18 protein-coding genes are annotated in these 17,379 nt (G+C 41.5%); 11 read left to right on the top strand and 7 right to left on the bottom strand.

What is annotated here, in order from left to right; all coding sequences use genetic code 11:
- Positions 1-3 precede the first annotated feature (3 nt).
- The 6 genes from W03_RS00975 to W03_RS00950 all read left to right on the top strand — a co-directional run bounded on the left by W03_RS00975 (position 4) and on the right by W03_RS00950 (position 7,406).
- Positions 4-927, top strand: coding sequence for a glycosyltransferase family 2 protein (locus tag W03_RS00975; RefSeq protein ID WP_244070541.1), 924 nt, complete (start codon positions 4-6; stop codon positions 925-927).
- A 29-nt stretch (positions 928-956) separates the two neighbouring features.
- A complete protein-coding gene (locus W03_RS00970) occupies positions 957-1,859 on the top strand; it encodes a glycosyltransferase family 2 protein (protein ID WP_244070539.1) in 903 nt (300 codons plus the stop codon).
- Complete coding sequence (locus W03_RS00965) at positions 1,784-2,746, top strand: NAD(P)-dependent oxidoreductase (protein WP_244070538.1); 963 nt, start codon at positions 1,784-1,786, stop codon at positions 2,744-2,746. Before W03_RS00970 ends, W03_RS00965 begins: the two co-directional genes overlap by 76 nt.
- A 139-nt stretch (positions 2,747-2,885) precedes the next feature.
- Positions 2,886-4,634 (top strand): type I secretion system permease/ATPase, encoded by a 1,749-nt coding sequence (locus W03_RS00960; RefSeq protein WP_244070536.1) that lies wholly within the window; start codon positions 2,886-2,888, stop codon positions 4,632-4,634.
- A gap of 56 nt (positions 4,635-4,690) precedes the next feature.
- Entirely contained in the window at positions 4,691-6,043 is a 1,353-nt protein-coding gene (locus W03_RS00955) for an HlyD family type I secretion periplasmic adaptor subunit (RefSeq protein WP_244070534.1), read from the top strand.
- 73 nt (positions 6,044-6,116) lie between these two features.
- Positions 6,117-7,406: a TolC family outer membrane protein gene (locus W03_RS00950; RefSeq protein WP_244070533.1), complete on the top strand. Its 1,290-nt coding sequence runs from the start codon at positions 6,117-6,119 to the stop codon at positions 7,404-7,406.
- 47 nt (positions 7,407-7,453) lie between these two features.
- Here W03_RS00950 and W03_RS00945 read toward each other — a convergent pair whose 3' ends face one another.
- Both W03_RS00945 and W03_RS00940 read right to left on the bottom strand, forming a co-directional pair.
- The gene (locus W03_RS00945) at positions 7,454-7,930 is read right to left on the bottom strand and encodes a DUF5658 family protein (RefSeq protein WP_244070532.1); all 477 of its coding nucleotides are present in this window, start codon (positions 7,928-7,930) and stop codon (positions 7,454-7,456) included.
- 189 nt (positions 7,931-8,119) lie between these two features.
- On the bottom strand, positions 8,120-8,449 hold the full coding sequence (locus W03_RS00940) for a YnfA family protein (protein WP_244070530.1): 330 nt from the start codon (positions 8,447-8,449) through the stop codon (positions 8,120-8,122).
- A gap of 416 nt (positions 8,450-8,865) precedes the next feature.
- On the opposite strand from W03_RS00940, the gene rpmH reads away from it, so the two are divergent.
- The 5 genes from rpmH (at position 8,866) to mnmE (ending at position 13,161) form a co-directional block, all read left to right on the top strand.
- Positions 8,866-9,000 (top strand): 50S ribosomal protein L34, encoded by a 135-nt coding sequence (gene rpmH / locus W03_RS00935; RefSeq protein WP_244070528.1) that lies wholly within the window; start codon positions 8,866-8,868, stop codon positions 8,998-9,000.
- Positions 8,993-9,415: a ribonuclease P protein component gene (gene rnpA, locus W03_RS00930; RefSeq protein WP_244070526.1), complete on the top strand. Its 423-nt coding sequence runs from the start codon at positions 8,993-8,995 to the stop codon at positions 9,413-9,415. The genes rpmH and rnpA overlap by 8 nt, the downstream gene beginning before the upstream one ends.
- Entirely contained in the window at positions 9,403-9,612 is a 210-nt protein-coding gene (gene yidD, locus W03_RS00925; RefSeq protein ID WP_244070523.1) for a membrane protein insertion efficiency factor YidD, read from the top strand. Before rnpA ends, yidD begins: the two co-directional genes overlap by 13 nt.
- Positions 9,613-9,856: 244 nt before the next feature.
- Positions 9,857-11,749, top strand: a complete 1,893-nt coding sequence (gene yidC / locus W03_RS00920) for a membrane protein insertase YidC (RefSeq protein WP_244070521.1) — start codon at positions 9,857-9,859, stop codon at positions 11,747-11,749.
- 62 nt (positions 11,750-11,811) lie between these two features.
- Positions 11,812-13,161, top strand: a complete 1,350-nt coding sequence (gene mnmE, locus W03_RS00915) for a tRNA uridine-5-carboxymethylaminomethyl(34) synthesis GTPase MnmE (protein WP_244070519.1) — start codon at positions 11,812-11,814, stop codon at positions 13,159-13,161.
- 154 nt (positions 13,162-13,315) lie between these two features.
- On the opposite strand, the gene W03_RS00910 is transcribed toward mnmE, so the two are convergent.
- The 5 genes from W03_RS00910 to W03_RS00890 form a co-directional block, all read right to left on the bottom strand.
- Positions 13,316-14,089, bottom strand: a complete 774-nt coding sequence (locus W03_RS00910; RefSeq protein ID WP_244070517.1) for a hypothetical protein — start codon at positions 14,087-14,089, stop codon at positions 13,316-13,318.
- Positions 14,090-14,217: 128 nt separating this feature from the next.
- Positions 14,218-14,685 carry a hypothetical protein gene (locus W03_RS00905; protein WP_244070514.1) on the bottom strand — a complete coding sequence of 156 codons (468 nt, stop codon included), beginning with the start codon at positions 14,683-14,685 and terminating at the stop codon, positions 14,218-14,220.
- Positions 14,686-14,717: 32 nt separating this feature from the next.
- Positions 14,718-15,305 carry a HEAT repeat domain-containing protein gene (locus tag W03_RS00900; RefSeq protein WP_244070512.1) on the bottom strand — a complete coding sequence of 196 codons (588 nt, stop codon included), beginning with the start codon at positions 15,303-15,305 and terminating at the stop codon, positions 14,718-14,720.
- An 86-nt stretch (positions 15,306-15,391) separates the two neighbouring features.
- Complete coding sequence (locus tag W03_RS00895) at positions 15,392-16,141, bottom strand: hypothetical protein (RefSeq protein ID WP_244070510.1); 750 nt, start codon at positions 16,139-16,141, stop codon at positions 15,392-15,394.
- Positions 16,142-16,771: 630 nt separating this feature from the next.
- Positions 16,772-17,293, bottom strand: coding sequence for a cytochrome P460 family protein (locus W03_RS00890; protein WP_244070508.1), 522 nt, complete (start codon positions 17,291-17,293; stop codon positions 16,772-16,774).
- Positions 17,294-17,379 lie beyond the last annotated feature (86 nt).

Here is a 17,379-nt window from a genome sequence, read left to right as displayed (position 1 = left end):
ACTTTGAATACATTATATATTGATATTATTCCGATAATCGTCACCTATAATCCCGATGACTGTACACTTTGCTCAACAATAAAAACACTGGCCTCTCAAGTTGAAACAATTGTTATTGTCGATAATGCTTCGAATACTAGCATTGAATCCAGTCTACACACATTAACTGAAACCGAGATTAACAAAGTCAAACTACTAGCACTCAAGCAGAATTATGGCCTTGGTGCTGCGTATAATCATGGAATAGCACTTGCACTTCAACTAAAAGCGAAATTCGTATTGCTGTTGGATCACGATAGTATTCCACAACATGATATGTTAGAAAGACTACACAATGCATTTATTTCTCTCGAAAAAGAAGGAAAACTGATCGCTGCAGTTGGGCCACGCTATTATTCTCCAGGTACAACCAATATATCTGAGTTTATCCGCATCACTTCAAAAGGGCTTGAACGAGTAACCTGCGCTCATTCATATGAATATGTTCACGTGAGTTTCTTGATTTCATCCGGCAGTCTGATATCACTTAATGCATTGAATATAATAGGCAATATGGATGAAACACTGTTCATTGATCATATCGATACCGAATGGTGCTTGCGCGCGCAGTCTAAAGGATTTGAAATTTACGGCATTTGTAATGCAATGATGTTTCATACCTTAGGAGATCGACAAATTAGAGTTTGGTGGAAACGTTGGCGAAGCATTTCTTGTCACCAACCATTTCGTTACTATTATATGTTCCGAAACAGCGTATTGCTTTGGCGGCGCACCAATATACCGAAGACTTGGAAAAATGCTGATCGTTTACGAATATTTTATCTGCTATTCTTTTTTTCTATTTTTTCTCCGAATCGTGTAGTCAATCTGAAAATGATGATAAAAGGAATCACACACGGATTACGCGGAATTTCTGGAAAACTGTAAGATTTTTATCCTAATTTTCATTAGATTATATGGATACCCAACAACCAGTCTCAGTCATTATTGTCAATTATAATGCTGGCTCGTTTCTAGCAAACTGTGTTTTGGCTACACTCAACCAAGTACAACAACTCATTGTTGTCGATAATGCCTCATGCGATTCAAGTTTATTGGAACTTGAAACTCGACTTCCCAAAGAACAACATCTCCAGATTATTCGCCTCAATAGCAATACCGGTTTTGCTGCCGGTTGCAACACTGGATTATCTGCATCCACGCAGCCTTATATTCTTTTTCTCAACCCGGATTGTATCTTGGGTGAGCAGTCACTACACCGCATGATGGAAGTCATGGAATCCGATGCAAGTATCGGTATGGTGGGTGGCTACCTGACGAATCCAGATGGCACGGAACAGGGAGGGGGACGCAGGGCCATTCCTACTCCCTGGCGCGCATTCGTTCGCGCTTTTGGGTTGCATCGTTTAGCAAAGTTTTGGCCGAAATTGTTTTTTGATTTTCACCTCAACAAACAACCCCTGCCCGACAAGCCAATTGAAGTGGAAGCAATTTCAGGTGCCTTGATGTTAGTAAGATCCGATGCCATTAATGATGTCGGTCATTGGGACGAAAATTACTTTTTACATTGCGAAGATTTGGATTGGTGCATGCGCTTCCAACAGAAATATTGGAAAATTGTTTTTGTCCCCGATGCCCCGGTTACGCATTTTCAAGGGGCTTGCAGCCATGCACGACCGCTTTTCGTTGCTTGGCACAAGCACAAAGGCATGCTGCATTTTTATCAAAAATTTTTCCGGCATCAACATGCAGGTATTTTGATGGGATTGATCACTCTTGCTGTATGGTTTCGCTTTGGTATGTCGGTGATTTTTCACACAGTCAAACAATACTACAAGCGTATAAAATTGTGGCTATGACAACTCAATCCATCGGAATCATAGGCGCCACTAGCCTAGTAGGTCAATGCTTAATACAGCAAGGGATAGCACAGAAGCATCACATTACAGCTTTTTCTCGCCGATTACTAACCAATCAAAATCAACCCTATGTCACTTGGCAGCAACTTCCCCCGGCAGCGCAGAAAGAAACCGATCGTGATATAAAAAAAATTCTTTTCTGGATATTCGTTGCTCCTATCTGGGTATTACCGGGGTATTTCGATTTTTTATTAACATTCAAACCTCAGAGAATAGTCGTATTATCGTCAACCAGTCGTTTCACTAAACAAAATTCTTCCGATTTGAACGAGCAAGTAATCGCACAAAAACTCGCCGACGGTGAAGCATTGTTAGAATCATGGGCAAATTTGAATAAAATAGAATGGATTATATTGCGTCCGACATTAATATACGGTTACGGGCAAGATAAAAATGTTGCAGAAATCACACGCTTTATCCATCGCTATGGCTTCTTCCCCATATTGGGTAAAGCAAGTGGCCTAAGGCAACCTATACATAGTAACGATGTCGCTACGGCATGTCTTTTAGCACTATGGAAGCGTAGTTTAAGCAATCTCTCCTATAATATAACGGGGGATGAAACATTAAGTTATCGCCAAATGATAGAACGGATATTTGTTGCATTAAATATTACACCCAGAATTATCACTTTGCCACTTTGGGTTTTTTATGCTGCGGTATGGTTGTTAAAACGCTTGCCACGCTTTCAGCACTGGAATACATCTATGGCAACGAGAATGAATGAGGACCTAATATTTGATCATTCAGAAGCAAAATGTGATTTATACTTTTCTCCGAAACCATTTGTTTTGGAAATGAAGGATTTGCCTAGTCAAAATCCATAAACAAGAACTATAATGACCGCCAATCCTACATACTGCACACCTTCATCTTTCAATTGGATAAGTATCGATGCAGCAATGCTTGCTAATAATGGTCATTTATTTTGCTTCGAAAATTTCTGCTTTTGATATTAACTGATCAATGAAATTTAAATTACCCCAAAATGAAATAGCACAAGTACTAGCGGGTTTTAAAAAAACGTTCCGCAACATTGGTGTTTTTAGCGCTGTAATCAATGTACTCATGCTTATGCCGGCGATTTATATGCTGCAGCTCTATGACAGTGTATTGACCAGCCGCAACGAGATGACCTTATTGATGTTAACGCTCATTATGCTTGGTGCTTATGTCTTTATGGGGGCACTGGAATTTGTACGTAGCTTTGTTTTGATACGAGTTGGTGCAAAACTCGACATGAAACTCAATAAGCGTGTGTACACTGCAGCTTTCGAGCAAAGTTTAAAAATGGGCGATAGCAATGCTGGACAAGCTTTAAATGACTTAACCAGTTTACGCCAATTTCTTACCGGCAACGCTTTATTTGCGCTATTCGACGCACCTTGGTTTCCAATTTATTTATTTGTCATTTTTATATTTCATCCCGCTTTAGGCGTTTTTGCACTATGCGGTACGAGCATACTCATCACTTTAGCCTACATTAACGAAAAAATATCACATAAGCCGTTGGCTGACGCCAGCACCATGTCGATCGCATCTTCGAATATTGCATCCAACAATCTACGCAATGCGGAAGTGATTGAAGCGATGGGCATGTTGCCGAATATCCAAGCACGCTGGTTTAAATTGCATAGTCGCTTTTTAAATCTACAAGCAGAAGCCAGTGAAAAATCCGGAATAGTCACCGCTCTATCAAAAGCATTTACGGTAACGTTACAATCGCTCATGCTTGGATTTGGTGCACTATTGGTACTGGGAAACGAAATTACCCCAGGCATGATGATTGCCGGATCAATTTTATTGGGTAGAGCCATCGCACCCGTACAACTATTGATTAGCACCTGGAAACAAATTGGTAGTGCCCGCAGTGCTTATGAGCGCTTGAGCAAATTATTCGAGAAAAACCCTGCACGTGAAGCAGGCATGCCATTACCCAAGCCCCGGGGTGTTATTGCCGTTGAAAGCGTGACTGCGATTCCACCGAACAGCAAGGTGCCCGTCATTAAATCGCTGTCTTTTGCCTTAGATGCCGGTGAAGCGCTTGGTGTAATTGGCCCAAGTGGATCGGGCAAATCGACCCTGGCACGCTTACTGGTGGGTGTCTGGCCTGCTGTCTCTGGAAAAGTAAGACTTGATGGCGCAGATGTTTATTTATGGAATAAGGATGAGCTAGGTCCTTATATTGGATACCTACCCCAAGATATCGAATTATTCGCTGGAACCGTATCTGAAAATATCGCTCGCTTTGGCGAAATCAATGCGGATAAAGTTATTTTAGCCGCACAACGTGCTGGCGTTCATGAAATGATCCTAAAAATGCCTGACGGCTATGATACGACGCTAGGAGTGGGTGGTGCCGGGCTTTCGGGAGGACAAAAACAACGTATTGGATTAGCGCGCACAATGTATGATGACCCCTCATTGATCGTACTGGATGAACCCAATTCTAATTTGGATGAAATAGGCGAACAAGCACTATTAAACGCATTAGTTGATTTGCGTAAACGCGGCAAAACTATTGTTTTGATTACTCATCGAACCAGTATCATAGGAATCACCACTAAGTTGCTACTACTTCAAGACGGCATGGTAAAAATGTTTGGCCCAACCAAGCAAGTTATTGAAGAACTTACCAAACAACAGCAAGCAAAACCAGCATTAGCAGAAAAACAACAGAGCGATGCTAAAATGCCCGAGAAACAAACAAATTAACGCTACAAATCAATCAAGTATGATAAAAAATATTCCTTCGTTAACTGGATATGATTATGAAGCTTATCGCTGAAAACAAATCTATATCCACTCAGGACATCCCAGTTGAGGGCACACCTTGGGTAGACACTAATGAAACGATACATACTCGCTTGGGTTGGTGGATCGTACTAGCAGGCTTTGGTGGTTTTGTATTATGGGCTATATTTGCACCGCTAGAAAAGGGCGTACCCGTTTCTGGAACTGTTGCTGTCGCTAGTCATTTGCAAGCAGTGCAGCACCAAACCGGTGGCATCATTGACAATATTTTAGTCAAGGAAGGCGATCATGTTGCGGTAGGTCAGGTATTAGTACGCATGAATGATGTTCAAACCAAAGCACAAGCTGAAATAACTCGCGCTCAGTTATATTCGGCGCTTGCTGTGGAAGCGAGGCTGTTAGCAGAGCGCGATGGCAAAAATGAAATTTTTTTTCCCTCCGAGTTACAATCACAGCAAAATGATCCCCGTGTTGCCAATAACATTCTCATTCAGAATCAATTATTTATCTCACGAAAACTGGCTCTACGGCATGAAATTGCTGCGCTTGATGAAGGAATCTCCGGATTAAAAATACAATTGCGCGGACTTGAAGCATCCAAAAACAGCAAAAGCCAGCAATCTAAGTTCTTGGAAGAACAGCTGATTAACATGCGCGAGCTTTCCAAAGAAGGCTTTGTACCTCGCAATCGCGTTTTAGAATTGGAGCAAACATTTGTTCAATTGAGCGGCGAAATATCCGCGGACATTGGCAATATCGGTCGAACGCAGCGTCAAATTACCGAATTGGAACAACGCCGTATTCAACGACAACAAGAATACCAAAAAGACGTCCGGCAACAGTTATCCGATATAAAACGCGAAGCGGAAGCGTTAAACAGCCGACTCAACGGACAAGATTTCGAGCTCGCCAATATTGAAGTCAAAGCACCTGTCGATGGTACTGTGGTCGGATTAAATGTATTTACCAAGGGCGGCGTCGTTGCGCCAGGATTCAAACTAATGGATATCGTTCCTAGCGATGATGTACTGATTATTACTGGAGAAGTTCCAGTTCATTTAATCGACAAAGTGCATATCGATTTAGCTGTCGATTTGATTTTTTCCGCTTTAAACCAGAAAAAAACACCGAATATCCCTGGAGTGGTCACACAAGTATCTGCCGACCGTTTGACCGATGAACGCACTGGAATCCCCTATTACACCATAAAAGCCAAAGTAACAGCAGAAGGATTGAAAATACTTTCTGATCAACAGATCAGAGCAGGTATGCCGGTTGATGTTTTTATTAAAACGGGCGAGCGATCTTTGATGAGTTATTTATTTAAGCCGATATTGGACCGGCTGCATTCAGCTATGAGTGAAGAGTAATACAATCGTGATAATCGCTAAGGAAATATTGAAACATTCATGTACAGCCATAATAGCATTAGCATTTATTTGCATGAGTACCACGACACAATCAATGAGTCTGCTAGAAGCTTATGAAGCGGCATTGCAACATGACCCCACTTTTCGTTCAGCCATTCATGAAAATGAAGCTGGACAACAAGTTGAGAAGCTTGGTTTAGCGAATTTATTACCGAACTTATCGTTTACGCACGTACAAAGCAAAAATGCTGGCTATCAGAACCCTAACCCGCGCACGGGAATCCACGAGTTTACTTCAATGCAGTTCGATAGCCAGATTACCACGCTAACATTACGACAACCGTTAATTAATTTGGAAGCTGTAGCTAATTACCGTCAGGGAAAAGCGAAAGCCGATTCAAGTCGCGCCAAATTTACGGGACACGGCCAGCAACTCGTAGTGCGTTTAGTAGAAGCTTATGTAGAGACGCTGCTAGCACAAGACCACCTCAAAATTGCCGAAACACAACTAGACTCCTTAGAAGAACTCAAGCGTATCAATGAAAAAATGCTGGAAAAAGGTGAAGGTACCACTACCGACATGCTTGAAACACAGTCAAAGCATGCCGTTGCACAAGCGCGCTTGATAGAAGCTCAAGATAACTTAGCGGTTGCACAGCTAAAACTTGAGACACTGATCGGTCAAAAAATAACAAAACTCGATCAGTTATCTGATCTTTTTAATTATCGCGCCATTCAGTTACAGGATTACGATAGTTGGTATGCTTTAGCGATGGATCGTAATGCTGAATTGGTCACACAACGTCATCTAGTAACTTCCGGCAAAGAAGAAATCAACAAAAGCCAAGCGGGTCACGCACCTCGCATCGATCTGGTGGCAAGCTTGTCGCGCAATTTCTCAGGATCGCCAATTACTGCCGGACGCGAATTTCAACTGGGTGCCGCAGGCGTAGAAGTAAATATTCCACTTTATTCAGGTGGGCGTGTCAATGCGCTAACAGCACAAGCCAGAGCTAACCATGCACGCGCCGAAGCTGAATTAGATGCTGCAAGGGACAAAGTGATGGTTGAGCTGCGAAAACAATACAATCTTTTACAAAGCGGTATAAAAAGAATCGAATCCTTGCAACTTGGCGTTAAATCGGCTGAATTACTGGTAAACGCAACAGAAAAAAGCATACGTGGCGGAATTAGAATCAATTTGAATTTATTAGATGCACAACAACAACTGCATGAAACCCGGAAAGATTTAGCAGAAGCACGCTACAATCACTTACTGGCTTATCTTCGCTTACAGCTAGCCGCTGGAACTTTGGTTCTTGACGATCTGCGGAACGTTGCCAGTTACTTTACTTCTCGGTAATCCCTCTGCAAGGGAGCGCTTCGCATCAAGCGCCACCTTGCGAGATTTCAGATAATCCAATTCAATAGCAGCGCTTCATATCCAATCAAAACTACATAACCTGTCAGTACTATATAAATAATATGCCGAACACGAAGCTTCTGGAAATACTTCACATTATGATGAATCGTTAAAAAAACAAGCGCTAGCCCGGTCAGTGCTAGCTTAACGCTGATAAACTTCTCAATGCTTTCTTCAATTACAACCAACATAAACCAATTTAGCTCTTCACCACCCCGTGCCAAAATATTTAGTGTGAAATAAACATCTAAAATACTCAGTACCAAAATAGCAACAATACAAAATAGCAAATGGTTAGGGTAGTAGTCAACATAACTCCATTCTTTACCATTTAAACGCCGTTCGCCAACTCTGCCTCTACTTCCAGATTTAATCCCCAAATGAAAGGGACAAAAAAAAGAGGTATCACTCCGACGATCCTGCCCGCTCCTACCTTCTTCACTTGCTGCAAGTTGTCCTGTCATTATTCTTCCTTTTTTATTATTGTTATTTAAATTCCTGACTTAACCCTGCTGCCGAAGTTTAATCTCAATTGAAAAAAATAGCAATTTCATAACTAAAATCATACCCCTACTAACAAGGCACTATCCGCTCAAACTACCAAGCTCTTAAATCAATCGATCTTGAAGACCATTTCTAATCTAATAATCTATTTAACTTCTCGGTGCAAAAACAATCACGACCATACCAAGAATTGAAATACTTGCACCGATCAGATCCCATTTATCTGGAATTACTTTTTCGACAACCAGCAACCAAATCAAAGCAGTAGCAACATATATTCCACCGTAAGCAGCATAAGCCTTACCGGCTTCATATGGATGAAGTGTTAAAAGCCACGCAAACACGATCAGACTAACACTCGCAGGAAGTAATAACCAAACCGATGCATCTTTCCTTAGCCAAAGATAACTCAGATAACATCCTAGAATTTCAGCAATTGCAGTAATGAAAAACAACCCTATTGTTGCTAAGGCATTCATAAATTTATACCTTTCTAGTTACCCAACATTATAATCTCACGCTGAGCTTTTTCACTTCTTCATTTTGTGAATTCATCATCAATTGAATCGTGTCGCTGCTTATATTTCACCTATTAAAGCTATCTAATTCGACCATAAGTAGCAAGAGACATTAAGAATCTTCAGGTTGCTGATTTTCTCTCCCGAGAAGCGAGGAATAAAATCCAGAAAAAATTAAATTTTCTAACAAAACATTGGTTCCAGCAACTAACTCGAATTTCATCATTGCTTTCTATAAAAAATAAGAATTCAGCTAACCGAATATGTTTATATTTCCTCCCTTATTCCATAACTTAGCACTCAATCGGTATTGACATATACCCCTAAAACAGGTTGTAATAGTCGGTTCTATAGATTCAAATTAACGTGGAGTAAAAATGAAACGGACATACCAGCCTTCAGTCACCAAAAGAAAACGTACTCACGGTTTTCTAGTTCGCATGAAAACACGTGCCGGTGCTGCCGTTATTCGCGCTCGTCGCGCTAAGGGGCGTGCAAAATTAAGTGTTTAGTATCAAAAAATTTACAGGGCAAACAGACGGCGACAATCTTCTTACATTTCAGAAAATTAATTCCTTACCTAGAAATTGTAGACTGCATGCATCAGCAGACTTTACTGCATTAATTGGCACTGAATATCAGCTCAATGGTAATTGGGTTCAAGTTTTCGCGAAACCAAATCACCTCAGGCATTCTCGGCTTGGTTTAATAGTTTCAAAAAAGATTGAGCGATTGGCTGTTAAGCGCAATTGGATTAAAAGATTACTTCGCGAAACGTTTCGCAATAATCGCTACAGTGAAAAAAGCTTTTGGGTAAAAATGGATTGGGTCATACGCTTGCGTCGTCCAGTTACAAAGAAGGAATCCTTACAACTCACGGCTGAAACCCGTTTACTGATGGCTCAATTACAGCAATGTCACGATTGATTATTACAATCATTAGATTGTATCAATACTTCATAAGTCCTTTGTTCGCGCCTTCATGCCGTTTTACTCCATCTTGTTCACAATATGTGATAGAAGCTTATACAAAATATGGCTTTTTTCATGGAACGCGCTTGAGTGTTTGGCGTATACTGCGATGCAATCCCTGGAGCAAAGGCGGGTATGAGCCAATACCTTAATCTGCGTCGCACTACCGTCTACCGTCATATGGTAAATTAAATTATTATATTCGAAAAATCGATGATCAAGTGGCACCTTAGTACTTGCTTCGTCTCCAATTGCTATCAAACCATTAATCGATTACAAAACATTAAAACTTAACAAGATTAATTGCTTATGTCATTGAAAGCCGATGTTTATATAAAATATTAGGATTTCAATCGCACGTGCGCTATGTCGAGAACTCACTGAATTAAATAAACAATGGAAACAAAAAAACTTTTACTCATTATCATTTTTTCCACATCGTTACTATTCTTGTGGGATGCCTGGCAAAGAGAAATTAATCCCCCGACAACACAAATTACGTCGGGTACAACCTCAGATTCATCCAATCAGCGCCATGATCCACTACCGGTTCCTGGCGACGGATTAGCATCAAACACTGAAAGATCGTCAATTGCTTCAGGTATTGAGGGTGCTGGTTCATCAATCACTCCGAATTTATTTACTACAGGCGAGAAAATCAAAGTCACTACAGATACAGTTGTGGCAGAAATTGACACGGCTGGCGGGGATATACGACAACTCGGTTTACTACTACACCCCTCCAGCGAAGACAAAGATAAGCCTTATGAGTTATTGCTGGACAAAACAGCCCGGTTTCATGTTGCACAGTCAGGACTTATAGGCGACAAGCTCCCTAGCCATAAAACCAAATACACCGCAGAAAACAACAACTATCAACTTGAACCGGACCAAGATAAGTTAGTAGTAAAATTACTAGCGCCAGAAGAGAACGGCATTAAAGTTGCCAAAATTTTTACTTTTCATCGTAATAATTACGTGATTGATGTTGCATTTGAAATCACCAATCAAAGCGATGAAACGATTATTCCTTTTTCTTATTTCCAGATGCTTCGGGACGCAAACGAACCCAGTGGTTCCAATACGATGATCCATTCGTATACTGGCCCAGCGATGTATACCGACGCAGATAAATTCATCAAAATAAAGTTTTCTGATCTCGACAAAAATAAAGCGGAGTATCCGGCAAATGCTGACAATGGATGGATCGCTATGCTGGAGCACTATTTCCTCGCAGCTTGGCTGCCTACTCAGCAATCACCGCGTGAATACTATGCCAAACATTTAGCACTTAATCAGTACACTGCGGGCGTAATCGCACCAGTTGGCGCAATTGAGCCCGGTCAAACAAAACAAATTTCTATGTCTCTTTATGCCGGCCCACAAGAGCAGGAGAAACTGGCTGAGCTCGCGCCTGGTTTGGATTTAACAGTAGATTATGGATGGTTGACAATACTTGCACAGCCTTTATTCAAATTACTCTCCTTTTATCACTCCTGGGTTGACAATTGGGGGGTAGCCATTATTTTATTGACGCTGACAGTCAAACTATTGTTCTTTCCATTATCTGCTGCTGGTTATCGCTCAATGGCAAAACTCAGGGTGGTCACACCCAGATTGCAGAAAATACGAGAGCAATATGCAGGCGATCGTCAACGTATGCATCAAGTGATGATGGAATTCTACAAAGAGGAAAAAATCAATCCAATGGGTGGCTGTCTACCTATTCTGGTTCAAATTCCGGTGTTTATTGCTTTGTTCTGGACGCTAATGTCTGCGGTGGAATTACGTAATGCACCTTTCGCTTTATGGATTAACGACCTATCCACACCAGATCCATACTATGTGCTTCCACTGATTATGGGTATATCAATGTGGATACAATCCAAGTTGAGTCCTACCCCGGCTGATCCGATTCAAGCAAAAGTTATGCAAATTATGCCTATTGCATTCAGTATATTCTTTTTCTTCTTCCCATCCGGATTAGTACTGTATTCGCTTTGCAATAATATCCTTTCTATTTTGCAACAATGGCAAATCACGCGAATGTATGAAAATAAAGCGGAAGATGCCAATAAAGACAAGAATAAAAAACATAAAAAAACCGAGGCACCCATAGCTGAGAAACTCGCATTGAATGCTCCTGCCAACAAGAACGAGGATAATCTTGCCAGTATGGCATCGGCAGACGATGGGGATCAATCCGAATCAATTGCGCCGAAGCCAAAAACAGTGGTGAATAGCAACAAAAACAAACCCACACACGGTAAACGATCAAGAAAAAAATAAACACCGAAGCTCCGGTCTATTTTTCGGAACCGGTTGTTTCAATACGGTAGTCAGTCCTTTATATGGCAAACTCCGATACTATCGCCGCAATCGCTACACCACCTGGGCGGGGAGGTATCGGGGTGATTCGTATTTCCGGAGCAGATTTAAAGGATTTCAGCAAAACCCTCTTAGGCAAATCACCAATACCACGTCAAGCAATGCTCCAGTCATTTTTGGATGCTGAAGGACGTGTTATTGACCAAGGCATCGCGCTCTTTTTCCCTGCGCCTTATTCATATACTGGGGAAGATGTTCTAGAGTTACAAGGCCATGGTGGTCCAGCAATACAGAGCTTATTATTAAATCAGTGCCTTATTGCTGGCGCACGCTTGGCCCAACCCGGTGAGTTCACGCTACGAGCTTATCTGAACAATAAAATTGATTTAATTCAAGCCGAGAGTGTTGCTGATCTTATTGAAGCCAATACTTACGAAGCAGCTCGTTGTGCTACCAATTCTTTACGTGGAGATTTCTCAAAAAAGATTGAAGGATTGGTGAATATGCTTACCGAGCTTCGAATGTTCATTGAAGCTACCATCAATTTCCCGGAAGATAACATCGGTGATCTACCGCTATCGCCAATCGAAGAAAAATTGCGACAAATCGATACGCAATTTAAACAAATATTCCAAACTGCACAGCAGGGAAAAATACTCAAAGAAGGTATTCGAATTGTTTTGGCAGGCGAACCAAACGTTGGCAAATCTAGCTTACTCAATCAATTAGCTGAAGATGATGTTGCCATTGTAACCGAAATCCCCGGAACCACTCGAGATGTCATTGAACGCACAATCACTATCGAAGGTATCGCCATACACATTATTGATACCGCAGGATTAAGAGAAACCAGCGATATCGTGGAACGAAAAGGAATTGAACGCACACATGCAGCGATAAAAAATGCCCACATGATCGTTTGGGTAATGGATATCAGTCAGCGGTCGCCTTCTACTGAAGCAGAAACAATGTACTCGATACCCGCAGATATTCCACGAATTACTGTGCACAACAAAATTGACTTAATCAACGAATCTGCAAGGATCAAACAGCACAGCAATAGCACAACAGTTAATTTATCCGCTAAGACCGGTGCGGGCATAGATTTACTGCGCAAAGAAATCCTGGCAATTTCCGGCTGGCGACATAGCACTGAAGGTTTATTTACTGCTAGACAGCGTCATCTCGAAGCACTGACAATGGCACAAGCACACCTCAATAGCGCTCGAACATTCATAGCTCATGAATCACAACTAGAGCTTCTAGCAGAAGATCTCCGGCTTTCACAACTTGCTTTGTCTTCAATCACCGGTGAATTCACTGCCGATGACTTACTTGGAGAAATTTTTTCTCATTTTTGCATTGGCAAATAATATACCATCCATATACTTCCTATTCCACGAAATATCTACAAATCAATATAATTAGAGACCTTTGCAAAAGTCCTTCGGCACATTCTCAGATTACTGTTTTTATTGATATTACATATTAAGGATTCGGGTTTTGCAAAGGTCTCGATTAATACATTTATTGTCTCGGCCAAACTCTTTTCCCATTAATAATTACTGGCATATATGTATTAATTTGCTTTGCTGTTGGTACAACTTTATAAATTTTTTGCTCTTTGCATGACTCTGGGAGTTTGTTGCTAGTTAAGTTTCGTTCTACCGTTAGAATCAGCTCACCCCCATGACTCGAACCAGGTATGACATATTCGGTATCAACACCATCTGGCATCCATAAACTAACAACGCCATCTTTAAAACCGCCGATGGTCGTTATTTTACAAACATCCGCCATTGGTAATACGAACTGTACCTGCGCAGCGCATGAATCCGAGACAAAAATGCCTGGTTGGAAACCCACAGAAATAAATCCTTTGATTGCACCACTTCCGCTATGCGGAACACCTTCTCCACCTCCGACCCACATACCAACAGCTTCATCGGAGTCATTCACTTTGACACCGCCTGCAGGAAAAACGGAACGATCAATGATATAGCTAAAAGGTGCTGCGGCGGTATCATAGAGCATTTCAATAGTATCTTCTGTCGCCTCAAAAGCCCCTGATGATGCATTGAAAACCTGTAAAGCAGGATTTTCGGAGAAATTAGGAAAAACGACAGAGCTTCCAACAATGGTATTTTCTCCGCATCCGTGCCCAAACACAATCGCATTCCACGATGTTGGTCCTTCTTTAACGCGAGGCGCCTTAAACGAATTATGCGCTAAAACCGTTTGAATGCCTCCTCCTATCAACAGCAAAATGGCCAACAAATTTATCGATAACTTTGTTTTCATTGTTAAGAGCCTTTTTATAATAATTTTGAGGGAATCTGGATACGCACATCCACGATTAACTGCGGTAAATCAACCTTTAAATCGCCCAAAGATTGATCCACCGCGCAGATTTATAAATATACTAATTGCTATTGCTGTTGCCGGGTTGCAGAACTGGTTCCGGTATGCACACCACTAGCGGTCTTGCAATGTAGTTCAACATCGTAGCTATCCGTACCCGCAGCCGTATGAGACACATATAAATTGTAGGTTCCCGCGCCTTGCGTCACTTTGATAAGCGGACTGTAACCAGTGTCACTATCGGTGCTATCCAGACTAAATCGTGCGCATGCGTTAGTATTACAATTAGTCGTACCTTTTTGAATGGTAATGTTCACTTTAGATGAATTCGCCGTCATATCTTTAACGCGAGCTTCAAGATAGGAAGGCGCTCCATTGCCATCATCCGTACACGAAACGGTATAAAAATCAACGGCGGCTGCTAATCCAGTGGTAAAGCTACCTGCTTGGTTATGCGCCAAGGCAAAAAACGAATGCGTTAAAATGACGCTACCCGTTACTAAAGAAGCTACCGTTTTTACTGAAACAAATCTCATATCCATCTCCTAAAATTATTTTAGTTGTATCGCTATTTCACTATTTCGGTTGCTTGAGAGAAGCTCTCGAGCTTTACCGCAGCGAGTTCACGAACGGCTTGCTCATCATCCTTTAACGCATTTTTCAACAGGGCTATACTGCGATCATTATCCATTAAGCCATCCAACGCCATCAGGCGTACTGAAAGTTCACTGTCATCAAGCGCTTGTTCAAGCAATAACATACTGTCCGCACAATTTTGCTGTGCCAACACATAAACAGCTTGCCCCCTGACACGGGGATCCGCATCTTGCAAGGCTTTTTGTATGATTTCTTGCCTAATAGCAACATCAATAGGCACTGCTGCTGCCAGTTGAGACAATGCGGCAACACGCTCTTCAGCTACTTTAGAGGCGGCTTGCTGCGTCAATTCGTCAGTAATAACCTGATTGACTGGTAACTCGTTTTCACCTGGAAAACATTGGATCTGTATGGATGCAAGGCTGTTAAATGCCACGCCTGAATGAATTGAAGCATCGTTGTTTTCTGCATGAGCAACTTGTGTAGCTCCCAGCATATTTAACGATACGGTCATGAATAACGACAAGTGGACATGCTTTCGTTGCAATTTCATCATCATGAAGTTCCTCTTAAAAAGAGAGAACAGACAGGGAAGCCATCATGTATCTGCTCTCTAACTGAAACACTATATAGAACAAATACAAATCAATTTTTTGGCCACCATTGCTTACCCTTGACCACAATCGGCATGTCGCGGTCCATTTGCGCTTTGGATGGAATCAATTCCACCGCATCGCCTTCTGCAGAGCAACCTTCTGGTAGTGGGTTGTTGACCAGATCGCGGGTAATCGTTAATGTTGCGGGAGAATCATATCCATGCAAGCCTACGCCATCAAACACCGACCCAACGGCAGGCGTCCAAAGATTCACGGTTGTTTCAGAAAAACCGCTAACACTCGTAGCTTTGCAGATATCCGCAATTCCTATAACCACTTTAACGCTTGCAGTACAAGATGTCGGTTCAAATGTATGTGCACTCGCTCTGAACGGTAGATAAACCGTATAGTAAGCAGGAACTTTCCCGTCTTTGACGTAGAACCCTACCGTATTACTCAATGCGTCATGTTTTTCATCTTCTTGTTTGAAAGTGCCAGTATCCATGACTTTTTGATATAAATTGCCATAATTACTGACATAATCAGTAATCACTTTATCGGTAACAACAGCACCATTTACCTTGAGCGTGGAATCCTGTCCATCTGGAAAAACCACCGAACTTGCAATGACATAACTTCCATCGCCACATCCATGACCAATGACAACATCATTAGCAACTCTCACTCCCTCCGTTACTATAGGTGTAGCTAGTCGGGTATGCGCTAAGGCATGATGTGAAAAACCAACGAGTGCCACGATCGATAAAGCCGCTTGTGCTGCAACTTTAATTTGTTTCATTTTAATATTTCCCCTTTTTCTTCTTAATTTTTACTAGCAATAGAAAACTACTTTTTTCATCTCCATACACGAGGTATCGATATGTAAATTTCAAAGCAAAAACATATGATGAAAGAAGCGATCTGCAAGAAAATTTGCTTCTAAGTGCCTCACATCCGTTTCTTGATGAGAATCACTCTCTAAGCACATATTTACACAGCAGCAGAAAACTTCGGAAGGGATAGTATTTCCTATATGGATAAAAGACAATGCGACATATTGTCGCACCTAAGATCCTAGGGATTTTAGGCGATCATATAGAAATACTTTTGCAGAAACCTCTTAAAGAGTTCCAGATTGTTTTCTTAAAAATAGGGCTTACAAAAAGCTGTTATTGGAATATCGCGGATGAATATAATCAAATCTTGGTTACAAGCTCAAAAAATACATTCCCCGTACGATAAATTAGCAATAGGCTAATAAACCGTTCGCTCACATGTGTGTTAACTTGATGCTAGATCAATGGTGGATTTTGCGTGACCGCGCGCTCAACGGCAATTTACTGCAGGAAATTTTCCGGTCAGGTTAACAGGCTAAGTTAACGAGGATTGTAGCCAGTAACCCAACTCGGATTGGAAATATACTTTCCGTCTATTTCTTAACGAATTCGACGAGTTTTTGGTAAGTAAACAGATAGTCTTGCGCTTGCAGTGGCGTATGGCATTGAACGCAGTTCAAATCGTTGCTTTTCGCGCTGCCATCTGGATTATAAACTGCAAATCCCCAGTTTCCGGTGCGATCTTCTTTGCTAAAAGATGCCTCCCAGTTATCTCTATTTTCCATCACAGCGACCGCCGCTAAAGAATCGATCTCGAAAAGACCATCCTTACCTGCTACCGGCTTACCATCACTGCCTTTTTTCGTATCATAGATTTCCATCACGATCACGGAACCTGATCCACTCTTACTGTCTTTCGTATAACCATTAACCGCTGCTTCGTTTGCATAAAGCTTGGCGACTTGTGTTTGATTGGCGCGGTTCATTGTAGCGTACTGTTTAAAGCCTTTTTCATAGCCTTGTGGAAATTTTACATGATCAGGGTTTCCACCCGCTTGTGTATGCAAAGGTATTGCAATCAGGCCCAATACTAGTAGTTTAATAAAACTTCTCATATTTTCTTCCTTTTATTTAGGTAATTTGAATCAAATAATCACTGATTGATTATGATACCGCATTCAGTCGATTGTATTAATTAAAT

Source organism: Nitrosomonas sp. PY1, from assembly GCF_022836435.1.
Classification (GTDB): Bacteria; Pseudomonadota; Gammaproteobacteria; order Burkholderiales; family Nitrosomonadaceae; genus Nitrosomonas.
Note: the sequence above shows the minus strand (reverse complement) of the source record. Positions and strands in the feature narration are given on the sequence as shown.

Bases quoted from the DNA above. Each gene is read 5' to 3' on its own strand.
- W03_RS00970 (WP_244070539.1), top strand. From the start codon at position 957: ATGGATACCCAACAACCAGTCTCAGTCATTATTGTCAATTATAATGCT.
- W03_RS00965 (WP_244070538.1), top strand. From the start codon at position 1,784: ATGGTTTCGCTTTGGTATGTCGGTGATTTTTCACACAGTCAAACAATA.
- W03_RS00960 (WP_244070536.1), top strand. From the start codon at position 2,886: ATGAAATTTAAATTACCCCAAAATGAAATAGCACAAGTACTAGCGGGT.
- W03_RS00955 (WP_244070534.1), top strand. From the start codon at position 4,691: ATGAAGCTTATCGCTGAAAACAAATCTATATCCACTCAGGACATCCCA.
- W03_RS00950 (WP_244070533.1), top strand. From the start codon at position 6,117: ATGAGTACCACGACACAATCAATGAGTCTGCTAGAAGCTTATGAAGCG.
- W03_RS00945 (WP_244070532.1), bottom strand. From the start codon at position 7,930: ATGACAGGACAACTTGCAGCAAGTGAAGAAGGTAGGAGCGGGCAGGAT.
- W03_RS00940 (WP_244070530.1), bottom strand. From the start codon at position 8,449: ATGAATGCCTTAGCAACAATAGGGTTGTTTTTCATTACTGCAATTGCT.
- rpmH (WP_244070528.1), top strand. From the start codon at position 8,866: ATGAAACGGACATACCAGCCTTCAGTCACCAAAAGAAAACGTACTCAC.
- yidD (WP_244070523.1), top strand. From the start codon at position 9,403: ATGTCACGATTGATTATTACAATCATTAGATTGTATCAATACTTCATA.
- yidC (WP_244070521.1), top strand. From the start codon at position 9,857: ATGGAAACAAAAAAACTTTTACTCATTATCATTTTTTCCACATCGTTA.
- mnmE (WP_244070519.1), top strand. From the start codon at position 11,812: ATGGCAAACTCCGATACTATCGCCGCAATCGCTACACCACCTGGGCGG.
- W03_RS00910 (WP_244070517.1), bottom strand. From the start codon at position 14,089: ATGAAAACAAAGTTATCGATAAATTTGTTGGCCATTTTGCTGTTGATA.
- W03_RS00905 (WP_244070514.1), bottom strand. From the start codon at position 14,685: ATGAGATTTGTTTCAGTAAAAACGGTAGCTTCTTTAGTAACGGGTAGC.
- W03_RS00900 (WP_244070512.1), bottom strand. From the start codon at position 15,305: ATGATGATGAAATTGCAACGAAAGCATGTCCACTTGTCGTTATTCATG.
- W03_RS00895 (WP_244070510.1), bottom strand. From the start codon at position 16,141: ATGAAACAAATTAAAGTTGCAGCACAAGCGGCTTTATCGATCGTGGCA.
- W03_RS00890 (WP_244070508.1), bottom strand. From the start codon at position 17,293: ATGAGAAGTTTTATTAAACTACTAGTATTGGGCCTGATTGCAATACCT.